Here is a 15,497-nt window from a genome sequence, read left to right as displayed (position 1 = left end):
CGGCGGTGACAAAATCAGCGCAACCGATCAAGCTCGGCGTGCATTGCGGCTTTCCGCAGACCTATCGGCGGTGCCTGGATACCCAATGTGTGCAAGTGCCCCCAGGTCATCAGGTAGTCCCGCGAGTGAGTGATCACAGCCAATTGGCATATGGATTTGTAAACGTCGTCTACCTCGTTTTCCCCGCAAGCATCGAAGTTCCGACAACCGAACGGAGCGACCGGGTGGATCGAACAACGGTCATCTTTGGTGAGAAAGACGCACCGACCGCTCTCTTTCTGCGCAGGAACAATTGTCGGAATCGTCACAGGTTCCTCACCAACCTTCCAGTCGTCCAATGACCGGAAGTTCCGTTGCGTGAACTCTTCATTACCAGGGTCAACGCCAAAAAAATTCGCAATCGCGTCTAGGTCGCCCGATGCCAGGCGACCGGGCATCGATTTGCAACCTGCCTTGCACTTCCCGCAAGCACATGTCGAACGTTCGAACTGTTTCAGTTCACTTGGTTTCATCGAAAACCTTTTCGATCAAAGAAGCGACCGCCGAAGCATTTGCCACGACGGTCAAACAGAATCCCCCCGACAGCGACGAACATCACCACCGACACAATCACAAACCCGGTCGCCATATTTAGATACTAATACTAGGAGGGCTTAATGGGGGTTCTCCCCACCCCAGCGTTCAAGCTAGCATCGCCAGCAAGTCCGCGGCGGTGAACACGCCGCTTTCCACTTCGTCGGACTCGGGCTCCTCGACATTGCCTCTGTTGTCACAGCATTCTTCAGTGTTTTCGAAGTGCGGGGTGGAAATTTCGGTGACGAATTCTGATTCAGACTCGGTAGTTTCTTCGTCAGATTCCGGTTCTTCGGCTTTCGGCTGATAGCCGACCGCATCGGTCAACAACGGCATCACGACGTAGGTGGAGCAGTCTTGAGCGGTCAGCGTGATTTGCGAAGTGCTGTCCGCGTAGTACATCGTGACCATTTTGTCCTTCGCCAGCTTGAGCCAGTCGACCAGAAACACCGGGTCCAGGTTTGAATAGAACCGATGCCCTGGTGCGTTGACCGAGAACTCCGAGCGACACGAGCCAACATCCTCGGCTCCCGCTTCGCCGAACCCATTGTCGTCGGTAACTTGGACGCGAACGCCACGATGATCGCTGTCAGTCATGATCTGTGCGGATTCGACCGCTCCGAGAAAATCGTCGGTATCGAACTGAATGCTATCGGTAGCATAGATCGTCTGCTCGATAGCGTGCTTGAGCCGAATTTCGGGGGATGTGAAACGTGTGGTCGTTCTCGTAGTCTGTGACCGCTGTTGTAATGTTCTCCGGGAATTCCACGGCTCCCTCTGACGGCAGTCGATACTCGGACGAAGCCGGCAGGAACAGTCCGGTTTTCGGGGATCAGTCTATCCCGCGTTGCATCCAAGATATCAAATTAGCCGATCTCGGCCATCACCCGCCGAGCTTCGGCGAAATCGCGTTCGGCGTAAACTTCTGCGGTCAACAACGCATCGCTGCGTCCCTTGCGGAGCCCAATGACCGCCTGTAGCCCGTGGCGGATGGTCGGACTGACGAGTTCGTTCTCGACTGCCCACCGAAAAGCCCGATTAACGCGACCGACTTTCTTGTTGATCTCGGTCCGACACCAGCCGATGCGGATCATTTCTTCGCGGACCGTCTTCAACCGGACGGAGGAGAATTCCGCGGCTGGGGGGGGAACTGTAAAGTTCCTTCACGACTCGCAAAGAACCGCGGACATGCCGCAGCTCGCTCGTGAGTTCGCTGTTATTGACGTAATACGCCCTCGGCGTGACGCCAGTATTGAAAGATCAATTCATTGACCGAGAGAGGGGCGGGGGCGTCATTGCGAGAGCCGGGGAGTTTCCCGGTTAGCAGATACTCGCCGATGATGCGACGGTAGGCTTCTTCAGCCTCGGACGTGCCCCACGGTCCCGTGTAGAAATCGCGTCCGTTGATGCGGACTCGGCCCTTACCAGTGGGCTTGTGGTGGACGTGAGCGGGAACGTCTTTTTTTGGTCGAGCCATGCGTAGAGCCTCCCAATCCGACGGGTTTTAGGGTACGGATACCCTGAAACTTTTGGGTTTGGGCTGCTCTCACGACCATCGCGAGGTATCTTAATTTTAAGATTCAGCGGAGTTTAAAAAAGCTCCCCGAGGCGGTCTCCATCCGAACCGCAGGTTTGTCGAGCTAGGTGCCTTTCGTATCAGGAGGTTACGTCGATTGCCGCACATCGAAATGTTCAAGTGGAACTCCATTTCTGACCGAATTCTGGCGGAATCACAATCGGAAGTGCCGAAGCACGATCGGATGCGTTTGGCCTTTTGCTATCAGTCGCTGCTTGATTCCGGCGAGGTCAGTACACGGGCCGAATTGGCTAGGTTTCTCGGTGTAAGCCGCGCACGCGTTACCCAAGTTCTGAAACGCCTGAATGAGCGGTAAAACAGCATGGAATTCTGCGTTCTGTCTCGCCGAAATGCGTGAATGTGAGAGAACTCTGCAGTTTTGAAGTTCCGCAAATCCGCTAAGGTGGGGCCAACCGTCAGCTCGAAATCGGGCAGGAAATGAGTTTGTTTACGGCTTCGATTTCAGCGTTGAATCCTACGTAAACCGGCCGTTGGATCTCGATCAAATCGCTTTTGTCTTCAAGCATCTCCGAATCGATGTTGTCGGATTGAATGAAGCCGTCGAATATGTTAGATGCCTGAGCCTACTGCGCAACCCAGCGAATGTTCATCTTCTTCATACGAGATGTCAGCGTGCTGGCCTTGATTCCAAGTAGCCCGGCAGCACCACCAGGACCAGAAACCTTACCTTGCGTACTCGCAAGTGCCTTGAGGATGTTGTTGCGTTCAAGTTGGCGCAGTTGGGATTCAGTAAGAATCTCTCCTGGGGGTTCTTTGGTCATGTCATTGACTGAGGGTGCATCTGAAGCCGGCAACTGAATTTGAATCTCTGTTCCCTTCGCGGTGATGGTAGCGCGCTCAATCAGGTTCTGCAGTTCGCGGATGTTGCCCGGCCAGTCATACCGCCTGAGAGATTCAGCAACCTTCTTTGTCAGCCGTAAGCTCGGTCTCCCCATGCGGTGGCAAGAAGCTTTTAGGAAGTGTTTTGCCAACGCTGGTATGTCCTGCTTGCGTTGCCGTAATGGAGCTACTTCTATTGGGAAAACGTTGAGCCGGTAGTAAAGATCCTCCCGGAAGCGACCTTCTTGGCTTTCCTTAAGCAGGTCTCGATTGGTTGCGGTAACGATTCTGACATTCACCTCGCGTGTCTGCTCTTCGCCTATTCGCTCGAACGTACCTTCCTGCAGGACTCGCAGCAGCTTACTTTGCAAGGCAAGTGGGATCTCACCGACCTCGTCAAGGAACAGCGTACCGCCATCAGCGGCCTCGAATCGACCAGCCCGATCTCGTATGGCGCCTGTGAACGCTCCTTCGGCGTGACCAAAGAACTCACTTTCGAAGAGTTCTTGAGGGATAGCGGCGCAATTGACCTTGACCATCGGGCCTTTGGCTCGCTCGCTGCGTCGATGGATCTCTCGGGCGACAAGTTCTTTGCCTGTGCCGGACTCGCCAGTGATCATGACGTTTGCTTCAGTTTTCGCCACGACCTTGATCTGCTCGGTCGTGCTTCGGATTGCGGGACTGTTCCCGATGATCTCTCCGAAAGCTCCCTCGGATGCGACCTCTTCGCGAAGGTATTCGTTCTCGAGTTCCAGATGACGTTTGAGGCGATCGATTTCCTCGAACGCGCGAGCATTAACGATCGCAGCAGCGGCGTGGTCGGCCAACATCCGGTGCCAGATCAACTCATCAACATTAACTGGCGTGCGCATGAAGACCGCGAAGACACCGATGACTTCACCGCGGAAGACCAGAGGCTGAGCCGCCACACCACGAATCGATTCACGCTCTGCCCATTCCGGGTCTGCGATCCACTTCTTGTCTTTGGTCGTGTCCCAAACCACGATCGCATCGCCCGTCTGGGCAACCACTCCAATTTTTCGCTCGCCAATCGGGAAACGGCTGAAGCGCCCGTTCAGTCGGCTCCAGTCCGCATTGGGATCGTTGATCGATTGCCCTGCGCTGGCGAGCAATTGAAGGAACTTCGTTGGCGGCTCAATCTTCGCTGTTTCTGATGTTTCGATACGCTCATCGGTATCGATCAACCAGATTCGGCTGAGTGCTGTGTGCTCCATGCTTGCCACTCGGGTGACGATCAGCTGAAGCACATCTTTAAGCGATCGCTCGGCGGCGACTTCAAGAAGCAACTGCTTGAATTCCTGTACATCAGTCTTTGTGGGGCTGGCTTGCATGGCTCGATTTTACGAAAAATCGCAAATCATTTGCAATAATTCGCGAAATTGCGAAATACCAAGAATTGCACCAAATCATCGATTCGCAACTAAGTACTTTCGCATCAGCCACTTAAGGAAATTCTCAGACTTTGGCATCAAGGTTGCCTTACCACTTAACTGTCGCCAAGACGTTCGGCCTTGATACTCAAATCCTGGAGCTCAAAGATGCCTCGCATCCAACCCGTTCAACCGACCGAAGCCAATGAAAAATCCAAGAAGCTGCTGGAGGGTGTCCAGCGTGGGATGGGCATGGTGCCCAACATGTTCAAGACACTCGCTCAGTCTTCAGCTGCTTTGGCAGGCTACCTCAACTTCAATCAAGCATTAAGCGGAGCACTCACGCCAGCGCAGCGGGAGCAAATTGCGCTCGCGGTTGCGGGCGTCAACGGATGCGATTATTGCGCCTCGGCTCACACGCTGCTGGGAAGCAATGCCGGGATCTCGGGAGAGGAACTCACGGCGAACCTTGTCGGTCAATCTTCTGATAACAAGACGCAAGCGGGACTCACCTTCGCTATTGCAGTGGTTGAACGCCATGGCCGGGTTACCGACGACGACTTAGAGCTGATCAAAGCAGCGGGTTTCACTGACGCTCAAATCGTCGAGATCGTTGCAGTCGTCGCACTCAATATTTTCACCAACTACTTCAACCACGTTGCGGATACCGAGATCGACTTCCCGTTTGTCGACACCGTCGCCGCCGCGGCTTCCTAACCTTTGAACCAAACCTGTCCTACTAAACACCGAAAGCTGGAGATTTATAAGATGAACCGTGTTGAAAGAATGATGAACGAGCTGCCCGACGATGGTCTGCCGCAAACCGGCTTTGAGATCGAGCCGGGTCGAACAGCTCTCGTTATTACCGATCCGCAAAACGACTTCCTTCACCCAGACGGCGTTGCTTGGGGCGTCTGTCAGGAGAGCATCGAAGAGAACGGTACGGTGGAGAATATCGAAGCACTCATGAAGGCCGCGAATGAAACCGGCATGCGGCTCTTCGTCAGCCCGCACTACTATTACCCGACCGACCACGGCTGGAAGTTCGAGGGGACGCTTGAACGTGTGATGCACAGCATCCACATGTTCGACCGACCGGGGGCGTTAAACCTGTATGGCTTTGAGGGATCCGGTGCCGACTGGCTGGAGGAGTATAAGCCATACATCAACGACCCTTCGACGGTTGTCTGTAACCCTCATAAGGTCTACGGCCCCGAGAACAACGACCTGATCCTGCAGTTACAAAAGTACAAAATCGACAAGGTCATCCTGGCCGGTATGTCGGCGAACCTTTGCACTGAGTCGCACTTAAGGGAGTTGATCGAGCGTGGTTTTGAGGTAGCGGTGGTTGCCGATGCGACCGCCGCCGCGAAGGTGCCTGGGCTCGACGGGTTCCTCGCCGCCTTCATCAATTACCGCATGGTTGCCAGCGCCGTTTGGACGACTCGGAATGCTGTCGAACATATCGCTGCCGCTAACGGAGAATTGGTGTTGCAGTAACACCGTCTTCGGCATGGAACGGTCACGGTCGACTCGACCCTCGGCAAGGTCGTGGTCGGCCGGCTCGTTCCAATTGCTATGAAGGCTGCCAAATACACCCCCAGGTACACAATGATTTACGAAACCATCCACCCCTTACTGGCACCTGTCGTGCTGATCTCAGCGTGCGGCTTGATGATCATGTCGTTAAATGCCCGAACGCTGAAGTCACAGTCGAGGCTCCGCCGACTCCAGCACGAACGGCTTGAGATCGCTGAGTTGGTGAAGAATCAGGTAAAGTTACATCAACGCAGCGTCACCGCTATGAAGGTGTGGGGAATCAGGCGATCAACCTGCTTTGTCGGCTACACCTGATGCGAACGTCTCTGATGTGCATGGTCGCTTGCGTCGCGCTGCTGCTCATCAGCTCTTTGTTGATTGGTATCGCCAGTATCAAAGCAGACTCGCTGTTCGATGAGTTTGCGATTGCCAACTTTGTTGCTGGGATCTTAAGTATGCTCGCCGGAGCGACGACTTTTCTGGCCGAACAACGAATATCGTTGAAAGAAATCGCCTACGAACATGACCGGATTCTGACGCTGAAACTTCCCGTTCAGGCGACAGCGTTGATTCGTCGCCACCATTCCTAACACTTCCCATGGATCACGATTATGCCACTCCCGACAGACATCAAGCCACCGTTCACTCGTGAAACAGCTCTCCGGAAAGTGCAAGCAGCCGAGGATGGATGGAACTCCCGCGTCCCGGAAAAGGTCTCGCTGGCCTACTCGATCGATAGCCAGTGGCGAAATCGCGACACATTTGTCGCAGGTCGAAACCAAATCGTCGAGTTCCTGACCAGCAAGTGGGAGAAGGAACTGGAGTATCGCCTGACAAAACAGTTGTGGGCCTTTACTGACAACCGCATCGCCGTGCGTTTCCAGTATGAGTACCGCGATGCCGACGGTAACTGGTTTCGTGCCTATGGAAACGAGAACTGGGAGTTCGATGACGACGGACTGATGCGACGCCGTGAGGCCAGCATTAACGACTATGCGATCGAAGATTCCGAACGCAAGTTCCATTGGCCTCTGGGGCCACGCCCAACAGACACCCCTGGCTTGGAAGAACACGTTAAGTAGGCACGACGAGATCGCCAACGCACTTTGTTGATTAAGGTTCAAAATTAATTGGGAGTAAAAAATGTCGAGTCTGTCGAGGCCAGTTCTTTCCCCTGTCGAGATGTTCGGGCGCCGGTTATGCAACCGGCTGGCAGTTGCTCCGATGACCCGCGTGAGTGCCCACGGCGATGGGCTCGCAACCGATCGCATGAAGAATTACTACCGTGATTTTGCTCGCGGTGGCTTTGCGATCGTCATCACGGAGGGGACCTACACGGACAAGGATGCCAGCCAAGGCTACGACCGCCAGCCTGGGATCACGGATCAGCGCCAAGCCAACTCTTGGGCGCCGATCGCCACTGCGATCGCCGATCAGGGAAGCCTGGCTATTATGCAACTGATGCACGCTGGCGCATTGTCCCAATGGCACGACGCACGACGCACCATCGCACCGTCCGCTGTGCCACCGCTCGGCGAAATGATGCCCGCATACGGAGGCAGTGGTCCTTACCGCTTCCCTTCGGCAATGGCGACAACCGACCTGGCTGAAGTTCGCAATGGCTTTGTAGCGGCGGCAAGACACGCGGGACGCGCCGGATTCCACGGCGTCGAAATCCACGCTGCGAACGGTTATCTGCTTGATCAGTTCATTACCGAATACACGAATCGCCGGGATGACGAGTACGGCGGGTCGGTGTCGGCGCGAATTCGGTACCCGGCAGAGATCGTTGCCGCGGTGCGCGATGCATCCCCCGATGACTTTGTGGTTGGAGTCCGCGTTTCGGAGGCTAAAGTCAATGACTTCAACTACAGCTGGGGTGGAAAGTCCGAAGCCGAGACGATTTTCGTAGCACTCGCTGAGGCCGGAGCGAGCTATATCCATGTGGCCGGCGAAGGCCGCGGTTTCCGCGAGTCGAGTTCAGACAAGCAAGAGCCGCTTTCTACTATGGCTCGCAGGGTTACCGGACTGCCAGTGATCGCCAACGGTGGGCTGCATGATCCGGATCCCGCTGATGACGTGATCCTAGACGAACATGCTGACTTGATTGCGCTCGGACGCGCCGCACTGGCGACACCAGATTGGCCTCGAAGGATTGCCAATGGTGAACGGGTCGTCGCATTCGAGAATGCGATGATTTCGCCAAGTGCATCAATCCAAAACACCGACGCGTGGTTCGCTCGGAAACTCGCACATGGCGTGCATGGCTGACTAGTCAAATAAGCATCAGTATGTGAATCAACCTTTCTTCTTCGCGTGAGAGCACATGATATAGCCACATCGATGGAAACCAAGTTGGCGAAGCTCTCGTTTGAAATGTCCGGCTTGTGGCTATCGACGAGCGGCGAAGATCTGGCCGATCCGATGAACTCAGTCAAAGCCGAATTGCCGGCTTCGACTTTTCGAAAACTACTACCCGCTACAAAGAGAATCCAATGTCGCTTCAAGAACAGCTATCTACACTCAAAGCACAAACCATCGCCAATCTCCCCGAGGAACTCGCCGCCGTCATGGTTGACGAGACGGAGAAATTGACCGCATCCGGTATCGTCGCGTTGGCCCCGAAGCCTGGAGACAATTTCGAAGACTTCACGCTGCCCAATCATCTCGGCGAGAAGAGAAGCCTCGCTGCCCTGAGAGAGCGTGGGCCTGTCGTCGTGACGTTTTACCGGGGTGGATGGTGTCCGTACTGCAACCTGGAATTGCGGGCCTACCAGGCGGTTCTTCCTGAAATTAAGGCTGCGGGAGCGACTTTGGTCGCCATCACGCCCGAACTCCCTGACGCATCTCTGTCGACCTCCGAGAAGAACGAGTTGGAGTTTGAAGTTCTCACCGACGCCAACTCAGACTACTCACGAGAAATTGGGCTCGTCTTTACGCTGCCGGCGAGGCTACGTCCCATCTATGAGACATTTGGAATCAATGTTGAAGCACATAACGGAGACGGACAATTCGACCTGCCGCTTGCCGCGACTTTCATTGTCGACGTCGATGGATCGATCGCCAGTGCCTTCGTAAATGCGGACTACACCGTGCGCGCAGAGCCGTCCGATGTTGTGGAGATGCTTCGATCGCTCGTCAAACAAAACGCTTGAGTCTGCAATCGTGGAGTTTCGCGATCGGGCCCCACGGGCGACCGATCCGGTTTACAACAAAACGCAAAGATTGGCTGGAACGGGCATAATCGAACATCGCCCAGGAGAAGAAAAAAGAGCCGTTAACAGCGTTGAATCCGCAATGTCGCGAGCACTGCTTGACAAGGATTAACGCTGTCGGCAATGGTAAGCCACGAAGGAAACGGAAGTACTTGTGTTACGTTGTTCCGACGAATCCAACACTCTGAGACTTGAATCCGGAGAGCCAACGTTCAGTGATGGCAACAATCTTAACAACGATTTTGGTGATTGCGGTGGCGGGCAGCGGGCTGATGGCCGGGCTGTTCTTCGTCTTTTCCTTTCGGTGATGGATGCCTTGGCGCAAATGCCGACGTCGGAGGGAATGAAGGCCATGCAGCTAATCAACCGGACGATCCTGAATCCCGTATTCCTGAGCGTTTTCTTTGGAACGGCTCTGGCCTGTATGCTCGTTACGATCATCTCCGCATGGCAGCGGCCACCCGAGTACGGTTTGGCCATCGCGGGGGCCTGCGCGTATTTGTTTGGCGGTTTCATGGTGACTGCAGTATTCAATGTCCCACTGAACAACGCCCTCGACAAATTGCCTCTCGACGCACCGGAGGGCAACCATGAATGGAACCGCTACCTGCGGCTCTGGACGCGATGGAATCATCTTCGCACGGCAGCATGCATCTTGGCGTGCGTGCTCCTTGCGATTGGGCTTCCGTAGCGCCGCGCGAACGACAATTCTGAAATCGGACGAAACAAAATGAATGAGACGATGACAGTCCTTTTGCTTGGTGCCACTGGAGCGACGGGGCAGCTGCTGGTGCGACAACTGCTTGACCGCGGTCTGAAGGTCAAAGCGATCGTGCGTTCACCCGACAGGATTCCCGACTCCCTTCGGCAGCAGGAGAGTCTATCGCTTATCCGTGCGAGCGTATTGGATCTCAGCGATACTGAAATGGCGGAGCACGTAGCCGGATGTGAGGCGGTGGCATCCTGCTTGGGGCACAATCTGACCTTCAAGGGCATCTTCGGCCAGCCGCGCCGACTCGTGACTGATGCTGCTGAACGATGTTGCCAGGCCATGAGGGCCAACGGCTCGGACAAGCCAACTAAGTTCGTTCTCATGAACACGGCTGGAAACAGCAATCGCGATCTAAAGGAGCCGATTTCACGAGGTCAGGGCTGTGTGATCGGGCTGCTTCGTCTGCTGGTGCCGCCTCATCGGGATAACGAGAAAGCAGCGGACTACCTGAGAACGGAGGTTGGTAAGAATGACACCAAGATACAGTGGGCGGCCGTTCGTCCAGACAGTTTGTTCGACGAAGACAACGTGAGCGCCTACGAGTTACATCCATCGCCGACCAGGAGCGCGATTTTTAATCCGGGGCGAACCAGTCGCATCAATGTCGCACATTTCATGGCTGACTTGATCACGAACCATGACGCCTGGGAGAAATGGAAAGGTCAGATGCCGGTGATCTACAACACGGAATCTTGAGCGTGCAGTATCGGGTAGACCCTCAGCATGCGGGTCCGCACTGGGCGGTTCGACACCAAGACCTTTAAGATCCGTAGACTGCCCGTAGCAGCAAAGGTGGGTTACAGGCCTTTCACACCGCATCGGTTGGTCATCGTTCGAGACAGAGGTTGCATCACCCGCCGTGTTTGCGTCCAGCCGGGAACTCGCATCGGTCTTGAGCACCGATGGCTTTATCAAGGATGTGCGGAGCTGCCGTATTGCACTGTCGGACCACATGCAGATCTTCGCAAAGTTGAGGCGTCTGAGTTCCGATTATACGGAAATCCGTTGCGGTTCGGATGAGCGTTCAGGGTCAGACCAGAGTTGAGACCCGAACCAATTCCCTTCTTGTCTGCTCGCAAACGACAAAACCCCCGGCCAGAAAACAGCTTGTGACCGAGAGTTAATGGTTCGGATTGTGATCCGTTTTTTCGAAGCTCCCCGGATCGGTCACTATGCAAACCCCGGTCTAGTCGAGCTAGGGCACTACGGAATCAACAAGTTACGTCAAACTCCGGTGGTTCGATTCCACCTCTGCAATCGACCACCGAACCGAAAAGGAAACGCGACCGCATGCGGCTGGCCCGGTATTATCAAGCCTTGTTCGACCCCGGAAAATTCGAGTCGCGAGCAGCTCTAGCCCGCCATTTAGGTGTCTACCGTGCACGCGTGACTCAGGTGCTGAATCGACTGGCAGAAGATCACGATGATTGTTCTAAACCGGCACGAATCGTTAACTGAAGCCACCTCTTCTAAGCTGTCCGACCTATATGTAGTTGGAAATTGAATCGAGCCGCTCACCCAGCGAAATCCACTCGTTCTTACGATGATGGCTTGCCCGCTTGAAACTTTACCGAACGATTGGTAAAATACTCTGATGCGACCCAAAACAACATCTGATCGCGAAGTTCTACTCGCTCTAACCGCGCTGTTTCGAGAGCACGGTTTTGAGGGAACGAGTCTTTCCATGATTGCGGAGGCAACGGGTCTGAAACGGGCCAGCCTCTACCATCGTTTCCCGGACGGCAAATCCGACATGGCATTAGCGGTGATTGATTTCACTTGTGATGAGTTCGCGGAGGTACTGTCTCCGCTGCATGAGTCAGGACCAGTGAAGACCAGAATTCGCAAGGCTGCGCGAAATCTCGACGCCTATTACGAAGGTGGACTTCGCTCATGCTTGGTCGATTCGCTCTCCGTCGGAACAAGGGCTGACCAACGTGGTGTAGTTGCGGAGCGAATCGCTCAAATCATGGATGGCTTCATTGGCAGTTTTGCCAAAGTTGCCCGGGAGGCTGGAGCGAGTGCCAGCGAGGCTAAGCGTCGAGCGGAAGATGCGGTCGTCCGCTTTGAAGGCAGTCTCGTCGTCGGACGCAGTACAGGAAACACGAAGCCGTTCAAGAGATGGGTGCAATCGCTTCCGGAGCTTTTGGCGGGGGACAACTGATGTTCTCAGACTTTCGGGCGTATAGAGATCGGTAAGCACGTTCAGCAGAGGAGAATCCAACGAAGACAAAACAAACGTATGCAGTACTGGCACTCGCGATTTTGCTTCTGGGTGGTCCAGCGCATTCTCAAGATGCCGGAACAGACAGCACTGGCTCCAAAACCTTGGAAGAACTTGCATCGGAGAGACGGAATCGTCCACTCACTGAGTTGAGTGCAGATGAACACCAGATTTTTATCTATGAGCGAGAAACTCTGAGAGGGATCAAATCCGGCAACATCGACCAGATGATGGATCTGTTCATCAGCGAAAACGCAATCGTCTGCCCACCGGGAGGCGAGGCAATCATTGGTCGCGACAAACAAAAAAGGTTGTTCAAGCAATGGCTCAGCACAAAGGGAGTCTTGTTGGATTACGAGCCGATTGACGTTTACGTCGGCCCGTCCGGCGACATGGCCTACGCATACGGACTGGTCCGCTGGAAGAACCCCGATGAGCCTCAGTATTTGGGCAAATACGTCTCCGTTTGGGTCAAAGAAGACGGGCGGTGGATGAATCACGTGGAAATGCGAAACGTCATCCATGAAGAACAGTTGAAGTGACCCTTTACTCGGAGCAGAAAAGTGATGGAAGAACCAGCAAACGATGAGCCACGCCGCATCTCGGTGATCGGCCTTGGCAATATGGGAAGCGCTTTAGCCAAAGCGTTCATAATGCCGGAAAATCAGGTCACCGTATGGAACCGCACGGCGAGTAAAGCTCAGCCTCTCGCGAAACTAGGCGCTCACGTCGCGGGCTCTCTACCGGATGCGGTCGCAGCAAGCGACGTGATTGTAGTCTGCCTCCCTAGTTATGCGGTAAGTGACTCTTTGTTTCACGCAACAGAGGTGTCGGGCTTGATGGGTGGAAGGACTTTGATCCAGCTTTCGACCGGCACTCCAAAGGAAGCGATTGACGGCGATGAATGGGCATCGCAGCATCGCGTCAACTACTTGGACGGAGCGATTATGGATGTTCCAGAAAGGGTAGGCACATCAGATCTAATTCATTTCTATTCAGGCCGAAAGGAAGTTTTCGAATCTCACAAACCTTGGATCGATCACCTCGGAGTGAATTCGCATTTTGCTGGAGAGAATCCAGGAAGTGCGTCCGCCCTCGACTGCGGTATTCTTTCATTTGGTTTCGGCTCCTGGCTAAGCTTCATTCATGGCGCGGCTCTTTGTGAATCTGTAGGTATCCCGCCAGAGCAGTTCAGTTCAGCAACGTTCGAGAGCCTCAACAGACTCGTACTTCCCACGCTGCATTCTGTCTCTGAAATGATTGGTCGGCGAGACTATCCGGGCTCTATCGCCAAGATAAAGCAGTACGTAACAGCCTCGGATACGCTTGTCCGATCCAGCGAGGAGAGCGGCGTCGATAGCAGGCTGCCAGCGACAATTGCTGACATTTTCAGGACGGCTCTAAATGCAAACTATGGAGAAAATGACTTGGCTGCGGTGTTCGAAGTGCTTCGTACACAAGCGACCTCAGAATAACACATCACTAACGTGCTTATTCAGTCATTGAATTGGGAGTGTTAACAACATGGATATTGAAGTCACTTCGTGGAATCCATTTACAGGGTGCACAAAGATCTCGCCGGCCTGCAAAAACTGTTACGCCGAAGAATTGTCAATCAAGCTGAACAGTTGGGGGACGGCAGGATACGAAAACAAATTCCGCTTTACCATTCACCACGACAGGTTGGAAAAGGCGGCCCCCTTGAAACGCAAGAAGCCCACTTTGTACTTCATCAACAACATGAGCGATACCTTCCATGAGGAGGCTGACGACCAGAGCATCGACGAGATCATGGGCATTGCAAGGGACGCTCATTGGCACAACTTCTACACGCTAACGAAACGAAGCAGTCGAATGAAAGAGTATTTCGAGAGTCGGGCTGTTCCGGACAATGTGTGGCTGGGAGTAACCGTGGAAAACGCAAAGTATGGCCTCCCCAGACTCAGAGACCTCCAAGAGATTCAAGCCAGTCACAAGCACATTTGTTGCGAGCCGTTGCTGGAAGAGTTTGTTGACATTGATCTGGCGGGAATCGATCTAGTGGTGGCCGGGGGAGAGAGTGGGAAGAAAGCGAGAAGGGCCGACATCAGCTGGGTGGAATCTTTGAGACGCCAGTGTGAGCGTCAGGATGTTCACTTCTACTGGAAATCTTGGGGCAGCTACGACCAGGAAGGCAATTTCAAACCGAGCGGGAGAACGGGATGCCTCATTAACGGCGAGGAATACAAATCTTTCCCAAGCGATCTGATGCCGCGAGATGGGTAATCATGCATCGATGACCTTGGGGCACGTTGGAATCTCAAAGTACAAATAATGAAAGGTAGTTCGGAACTTACTCGAAGAAAAAGGAAGAAAAATGACAACGACGAGCAGAACTGACAATGAAATCATGGACTTGGAGCGTGAATCGTACCGGCGATTTGAGGCTGGCGACTTGGAAGGGTTGACGGACCTGTTCGCCGACGATGTTTTGTTGTTCAACCCGGGAAGCGAACTTCTTCGCGGAAAGCAGCACGAGTTGGCAGCCTTGCAAGAGGCGAGTAAGGTCGAGGGCCTCGAAATGTCCTGGGAAGCCACTGAGGCCCGAATCAGCAAGTCAGAGGATATGGCTTGGGCACACGGATCAATCAAGGTGAAAACACCAGACGGTCATGTTCAGATGGAGAAGTATGTGACCGTGTGGATGAAGGTTGACGGGCAATGGAAGCTCGTCGCGCAGGTTCGCAATTCAAACGGTTAGTCGTGGAACACGGGTGATGATGCGCATCCAGAGGCATATCCTCAAAGAGTGTCGGAAAGAAACACCGGGGCAATATTCAATCATCGCGAGCGGCGAGACGATTTGTCGTTGGCAACGAAAGGGTGCCTTGCGGGAATAGTGGAACCAGCTGACTGAGACACCAAGGGAAACCGAAATGAAAAGCATTCGAAACGCCGTGATCGACTACGGCATGGAAAAATACGGCGTTGCGCCGGACCACCCTTTTGAAAAATACCCAAGTTACTTCGTCCTCCGGCACAAAGACGATGAAAAGTGGTTTGCGTTGGTTATGGACGTGCCCAAGAACAGGATCGGCTTGGAAGGTGAAGAGAACGTCGACATCCTTGACGTCAAATGCGCCCCCCAGGAGATTGGTACCTTGCGGAAGAGTGCTGGGTTCTTTCCCGCTTACCACATGAACAAGGAACACTGGCTGACGGTAATCCTCGATGGAACCGTCCGGCTAGACGAGATAAAGCGTCTGATCGACCAAAGCTTCATGTTAAGCGATTGAATGCTTGGAACCATCAATGATGATATGCTAGGCATCAGAATTGGGGCGAATATCCCGGTCGCAAAGCCGCCGACTTCTGGCTCGGTACTACC

Annotated in this window: 20 protein-coding genes; 15 read left to right on the top strand and 5 right to left on the bottom strand. The window is 54.0% G+C overall.

Annotated elements, in window-relative coordinates; genetic code table 11:
* Positions 1–14: 14 nt before the first annotated feature.
* From G6R38_RS26835 to G6R38_RS26815, 5 genes are all read right to left on the bottom strand, one after another.
* Positions 15–512 (bottom strand): YkgJ family cysteine cluster protein, encoded by a 498-nt coding sequence (locus G6R38_RS26835; RefSeq protein WP_261345428.1) that lies wholly within the window; start codon positions 510–512, stop codon positions 15–17.
* A 169-nt stretch (positions 513–681) separates the two neighbouring features.
* Complete coding sequence (locus G6R38_RS26830) at positions 682–1,221, bottom strand: hypothetical protein (RefSeq protein ID WP_261345430.1); 540 nt, start codon at positions 1,219–1,221, stop codon at positions 682–684.
* A gap of 218 nt (positions 1,222–1,439) precedes the next feature.
* A complete protein-coding gene (locus G6R38_RS26825; RefSeq protein WP_166831850.1) occupies positions 1,440–1,667 on the bottom strand; it encodes a hypothetical protein in 228 nt (75 codons plus the stop codon).
* Between the two features lie 122 nt (positions 1,668–1,789).
* Entirely contained in the window at positions 1,790–2,050 is a 261-nt protein-coding gene (locus tag G6R38_RS26820; RefSeq protein WP_166831849.1) for a hypothetical protein, read from the bottom strand.
* Between the two features lie 683 nt (positions 2,051–2,733).
* Positions 2,734–4,341 (bottom strand): sigma-54-dependent Fis family transcriptional regulator, encoded by a 1,608-nt coding sequence (locus G6R38_RS26815; protein WP_166831848.1) that lies wholly within the window; start codon positions 4,339–4,341, stop codon positions 2,734–2,736.
* A 207-nt stretch (positions 4,342–4,548) separates the two neighbouring features.
* Here G6R38_RS26815 and G6R38_RS26810 point away from each other — a divergent pair, with 207 nt between their 5' ends.
* From G6R38_RS26810 to G6R38_RS26740, 15 genes are all read left to right on the top strand, one after another.
* Positions 4,549–5,097: a carboxymuconolactone decarboxylase family protein gene (locus tag G6R38_RS26810; protein WP_166831847.1), complete on the top strand. Its 549-nt coding sequence runs from the start codon at positions 4,549–4,551 to the stop codon at positions 5,095–5,097.
* A 51-nt stretch (positions 5,098–5,148) separates the two neighbouring features.
* A complete protein-coding gene (locus G6R38_RS26805; protein WP_166831846.1) occupies positions 5,149–5,880 on the top strand; it encodes an isochorismatase family protein in 732 nt (243 codons plus the stop codon).
* A 78-nt stretch (positions 5,881–5,958) separates the two neighbouring features.
* The gene (locus G6R38_RS28525) at positions 5,959–6,234 is read left to right on the top strand and encodes a DUF2721 domain-containing protein (protein WP_166831845.1); all 276 of its coding nucleotides are present in this window, start codon (positions 5,959–5,961) and stop codon (positions 6,232–6,234) included.
* Positions 6,234–6,509, top strand: a complete 276-nt coding sequence (locus G6R38_RS26795; protein WP_390881481.1) for a hypothetical protein — start codon at positions 6,234–6,236, stop codon at positions 6,507–6,509. Before G6R38_RS28525 ends, G6R38_RS26795 begins: the two co-directional genes overlap by 1 nt.
* A gap of 21 nt (positions 6,510–6,530) precedes the next feature.
* A complete protein-coding gene (locus G6R38_RS26790; RefSeq protein ID WP_166831843.1) occupies positions 6,531–7,001 on the top strand; it encodes a nuclear transport factor 2 family protein in 471 nt (156 codons plus the stop codon).
* 61 nt (positions 7,002–7,062) lie between these two features.
* Positions 7,063–8,190: an oxidoreductase gene (locus G6R38_RS26785; protein ID WP_166831842.1), complete on the top strand. Its 1,128-nt coding sequence runs from the start codon at positions 7,063–7,065 to the stop codon at positions 8,188–8,190.
* Between the two features lie 224 nt (positions 8,191–8,414).
* A complete protein-coding gene (locus G6R38_RS26780) occupies positions 8,415–9,074 on the top strand; it encodes a peroxiredoxin-like family protein (protein WP_166831841.1) in 660 nt (219 codons plus the stop codon).
* A gap of 214 nt (positions 9,075–9,288) precedes the next feature.
* A complete protein-coding gene (locus G6R38_RS26775; RefSeq protein WP_206028754.1) occupies positions 9,289–9,825 on the top strand; it encodes an anthrone oxygenase family protein in 537 nt (178 codons plus the stop codon).
* A 51-nt stretch (positions 9,826–9,876) separates the two neighbouring features.
* Positions 9,877–10,602, top strand: a complete 726-nt coding sequence (locus G6R38_RS26770; protein WP_166831872.1) for an NAD(P)-dependent oxidoreductase — start codon at positions 9,877–9,879, stop codon at positions 10,600–10,602.
* Positions 10,603–11,500: 898 nt separating this feature from the next.
* A complete protein-coding gene (locus tag G6R38_RS26765; protein ID WP_166831840.1) occupies positions 11,501–12,070 on the top strand; it encodes a TetR/AcrR family transcriptional regulator in 570 nt (189 codons plus the stop codon).
* A gap of 101 nt (positions 12,071–12,171) precedes the next feature.
* Complete coding sequence (locus G6R38_RS26760; protein WP_315852379.1) at positions 12,172–12,672, top strand: YybH family protein; 501 nt, start codon at positions 12,172–12,174, stop codon at positions 12,670–12,672.
* Between the two features lie 24 nt (positions 12,673–12,696).
* Positions 12,697–13,605: an NAD(P)-dependent oxidoreductase gene (locus G6R38_RS26755; RefSeq protein ID WP_166831838.1), complete on the top strand. Its 909-nt coding sequence runs from the start codon at positions 12,697–12,699 to the stop codon at positions 13,603–13,605.
* A 49-nt stretch (positions 13,606–13,654) separates the two neighbouring features.
* A complete protein-coding gene (locus tag G6R38_RS26750; RefSeq protein ID WP_166831837.1) occupies positions 13,655–14,395 on the top strand; it encodes a DUF5131 family protein in 741 nt (246 codons plus the stop codon).
* Between the two features lie 91 nt (positions 14,396–14,486).
* On the top strand, positions 14,487–14,870 hold the full coding sequence (locus G6R38_RS26745; protein WP_166831836.1) for a YybH family protein: 384 nt from the start codon (positions 14,487–14,489) through the stop codon (positions 14,868–14,870).
* Positions 14,871–15,045: 175 nt separating this feature from the next.
* Positions 15,046–15,405, top strand: a complete 360-nt coding sequence (locus G6R38_RS26740; protein ID WP_166831835.1) for an MmcQ/YjbR family DNA-binding protein — start codon at positions 15,046–15,048, stop codon at positions 15,403–15,405.
* Positions 15,406–15,497: the final 92 nt, after the last annotated feature.

The organism is Thalassoroseus pseudoceratinae (genome assembly GCF_011634775.1).
Taxonomy (GTDB): Bacteria; Planctomycetota; Planctomycetia; order Planctomycetales; family Planctomycetaceae; genus Thalassoroseus; species Thalassoroseus pseudoceratinae.
The sequence above is the reverse complement of the archived record's forward strand: the minus strand, read 5'-3'. Positions and strand labels throughout refer to the sequence as shown.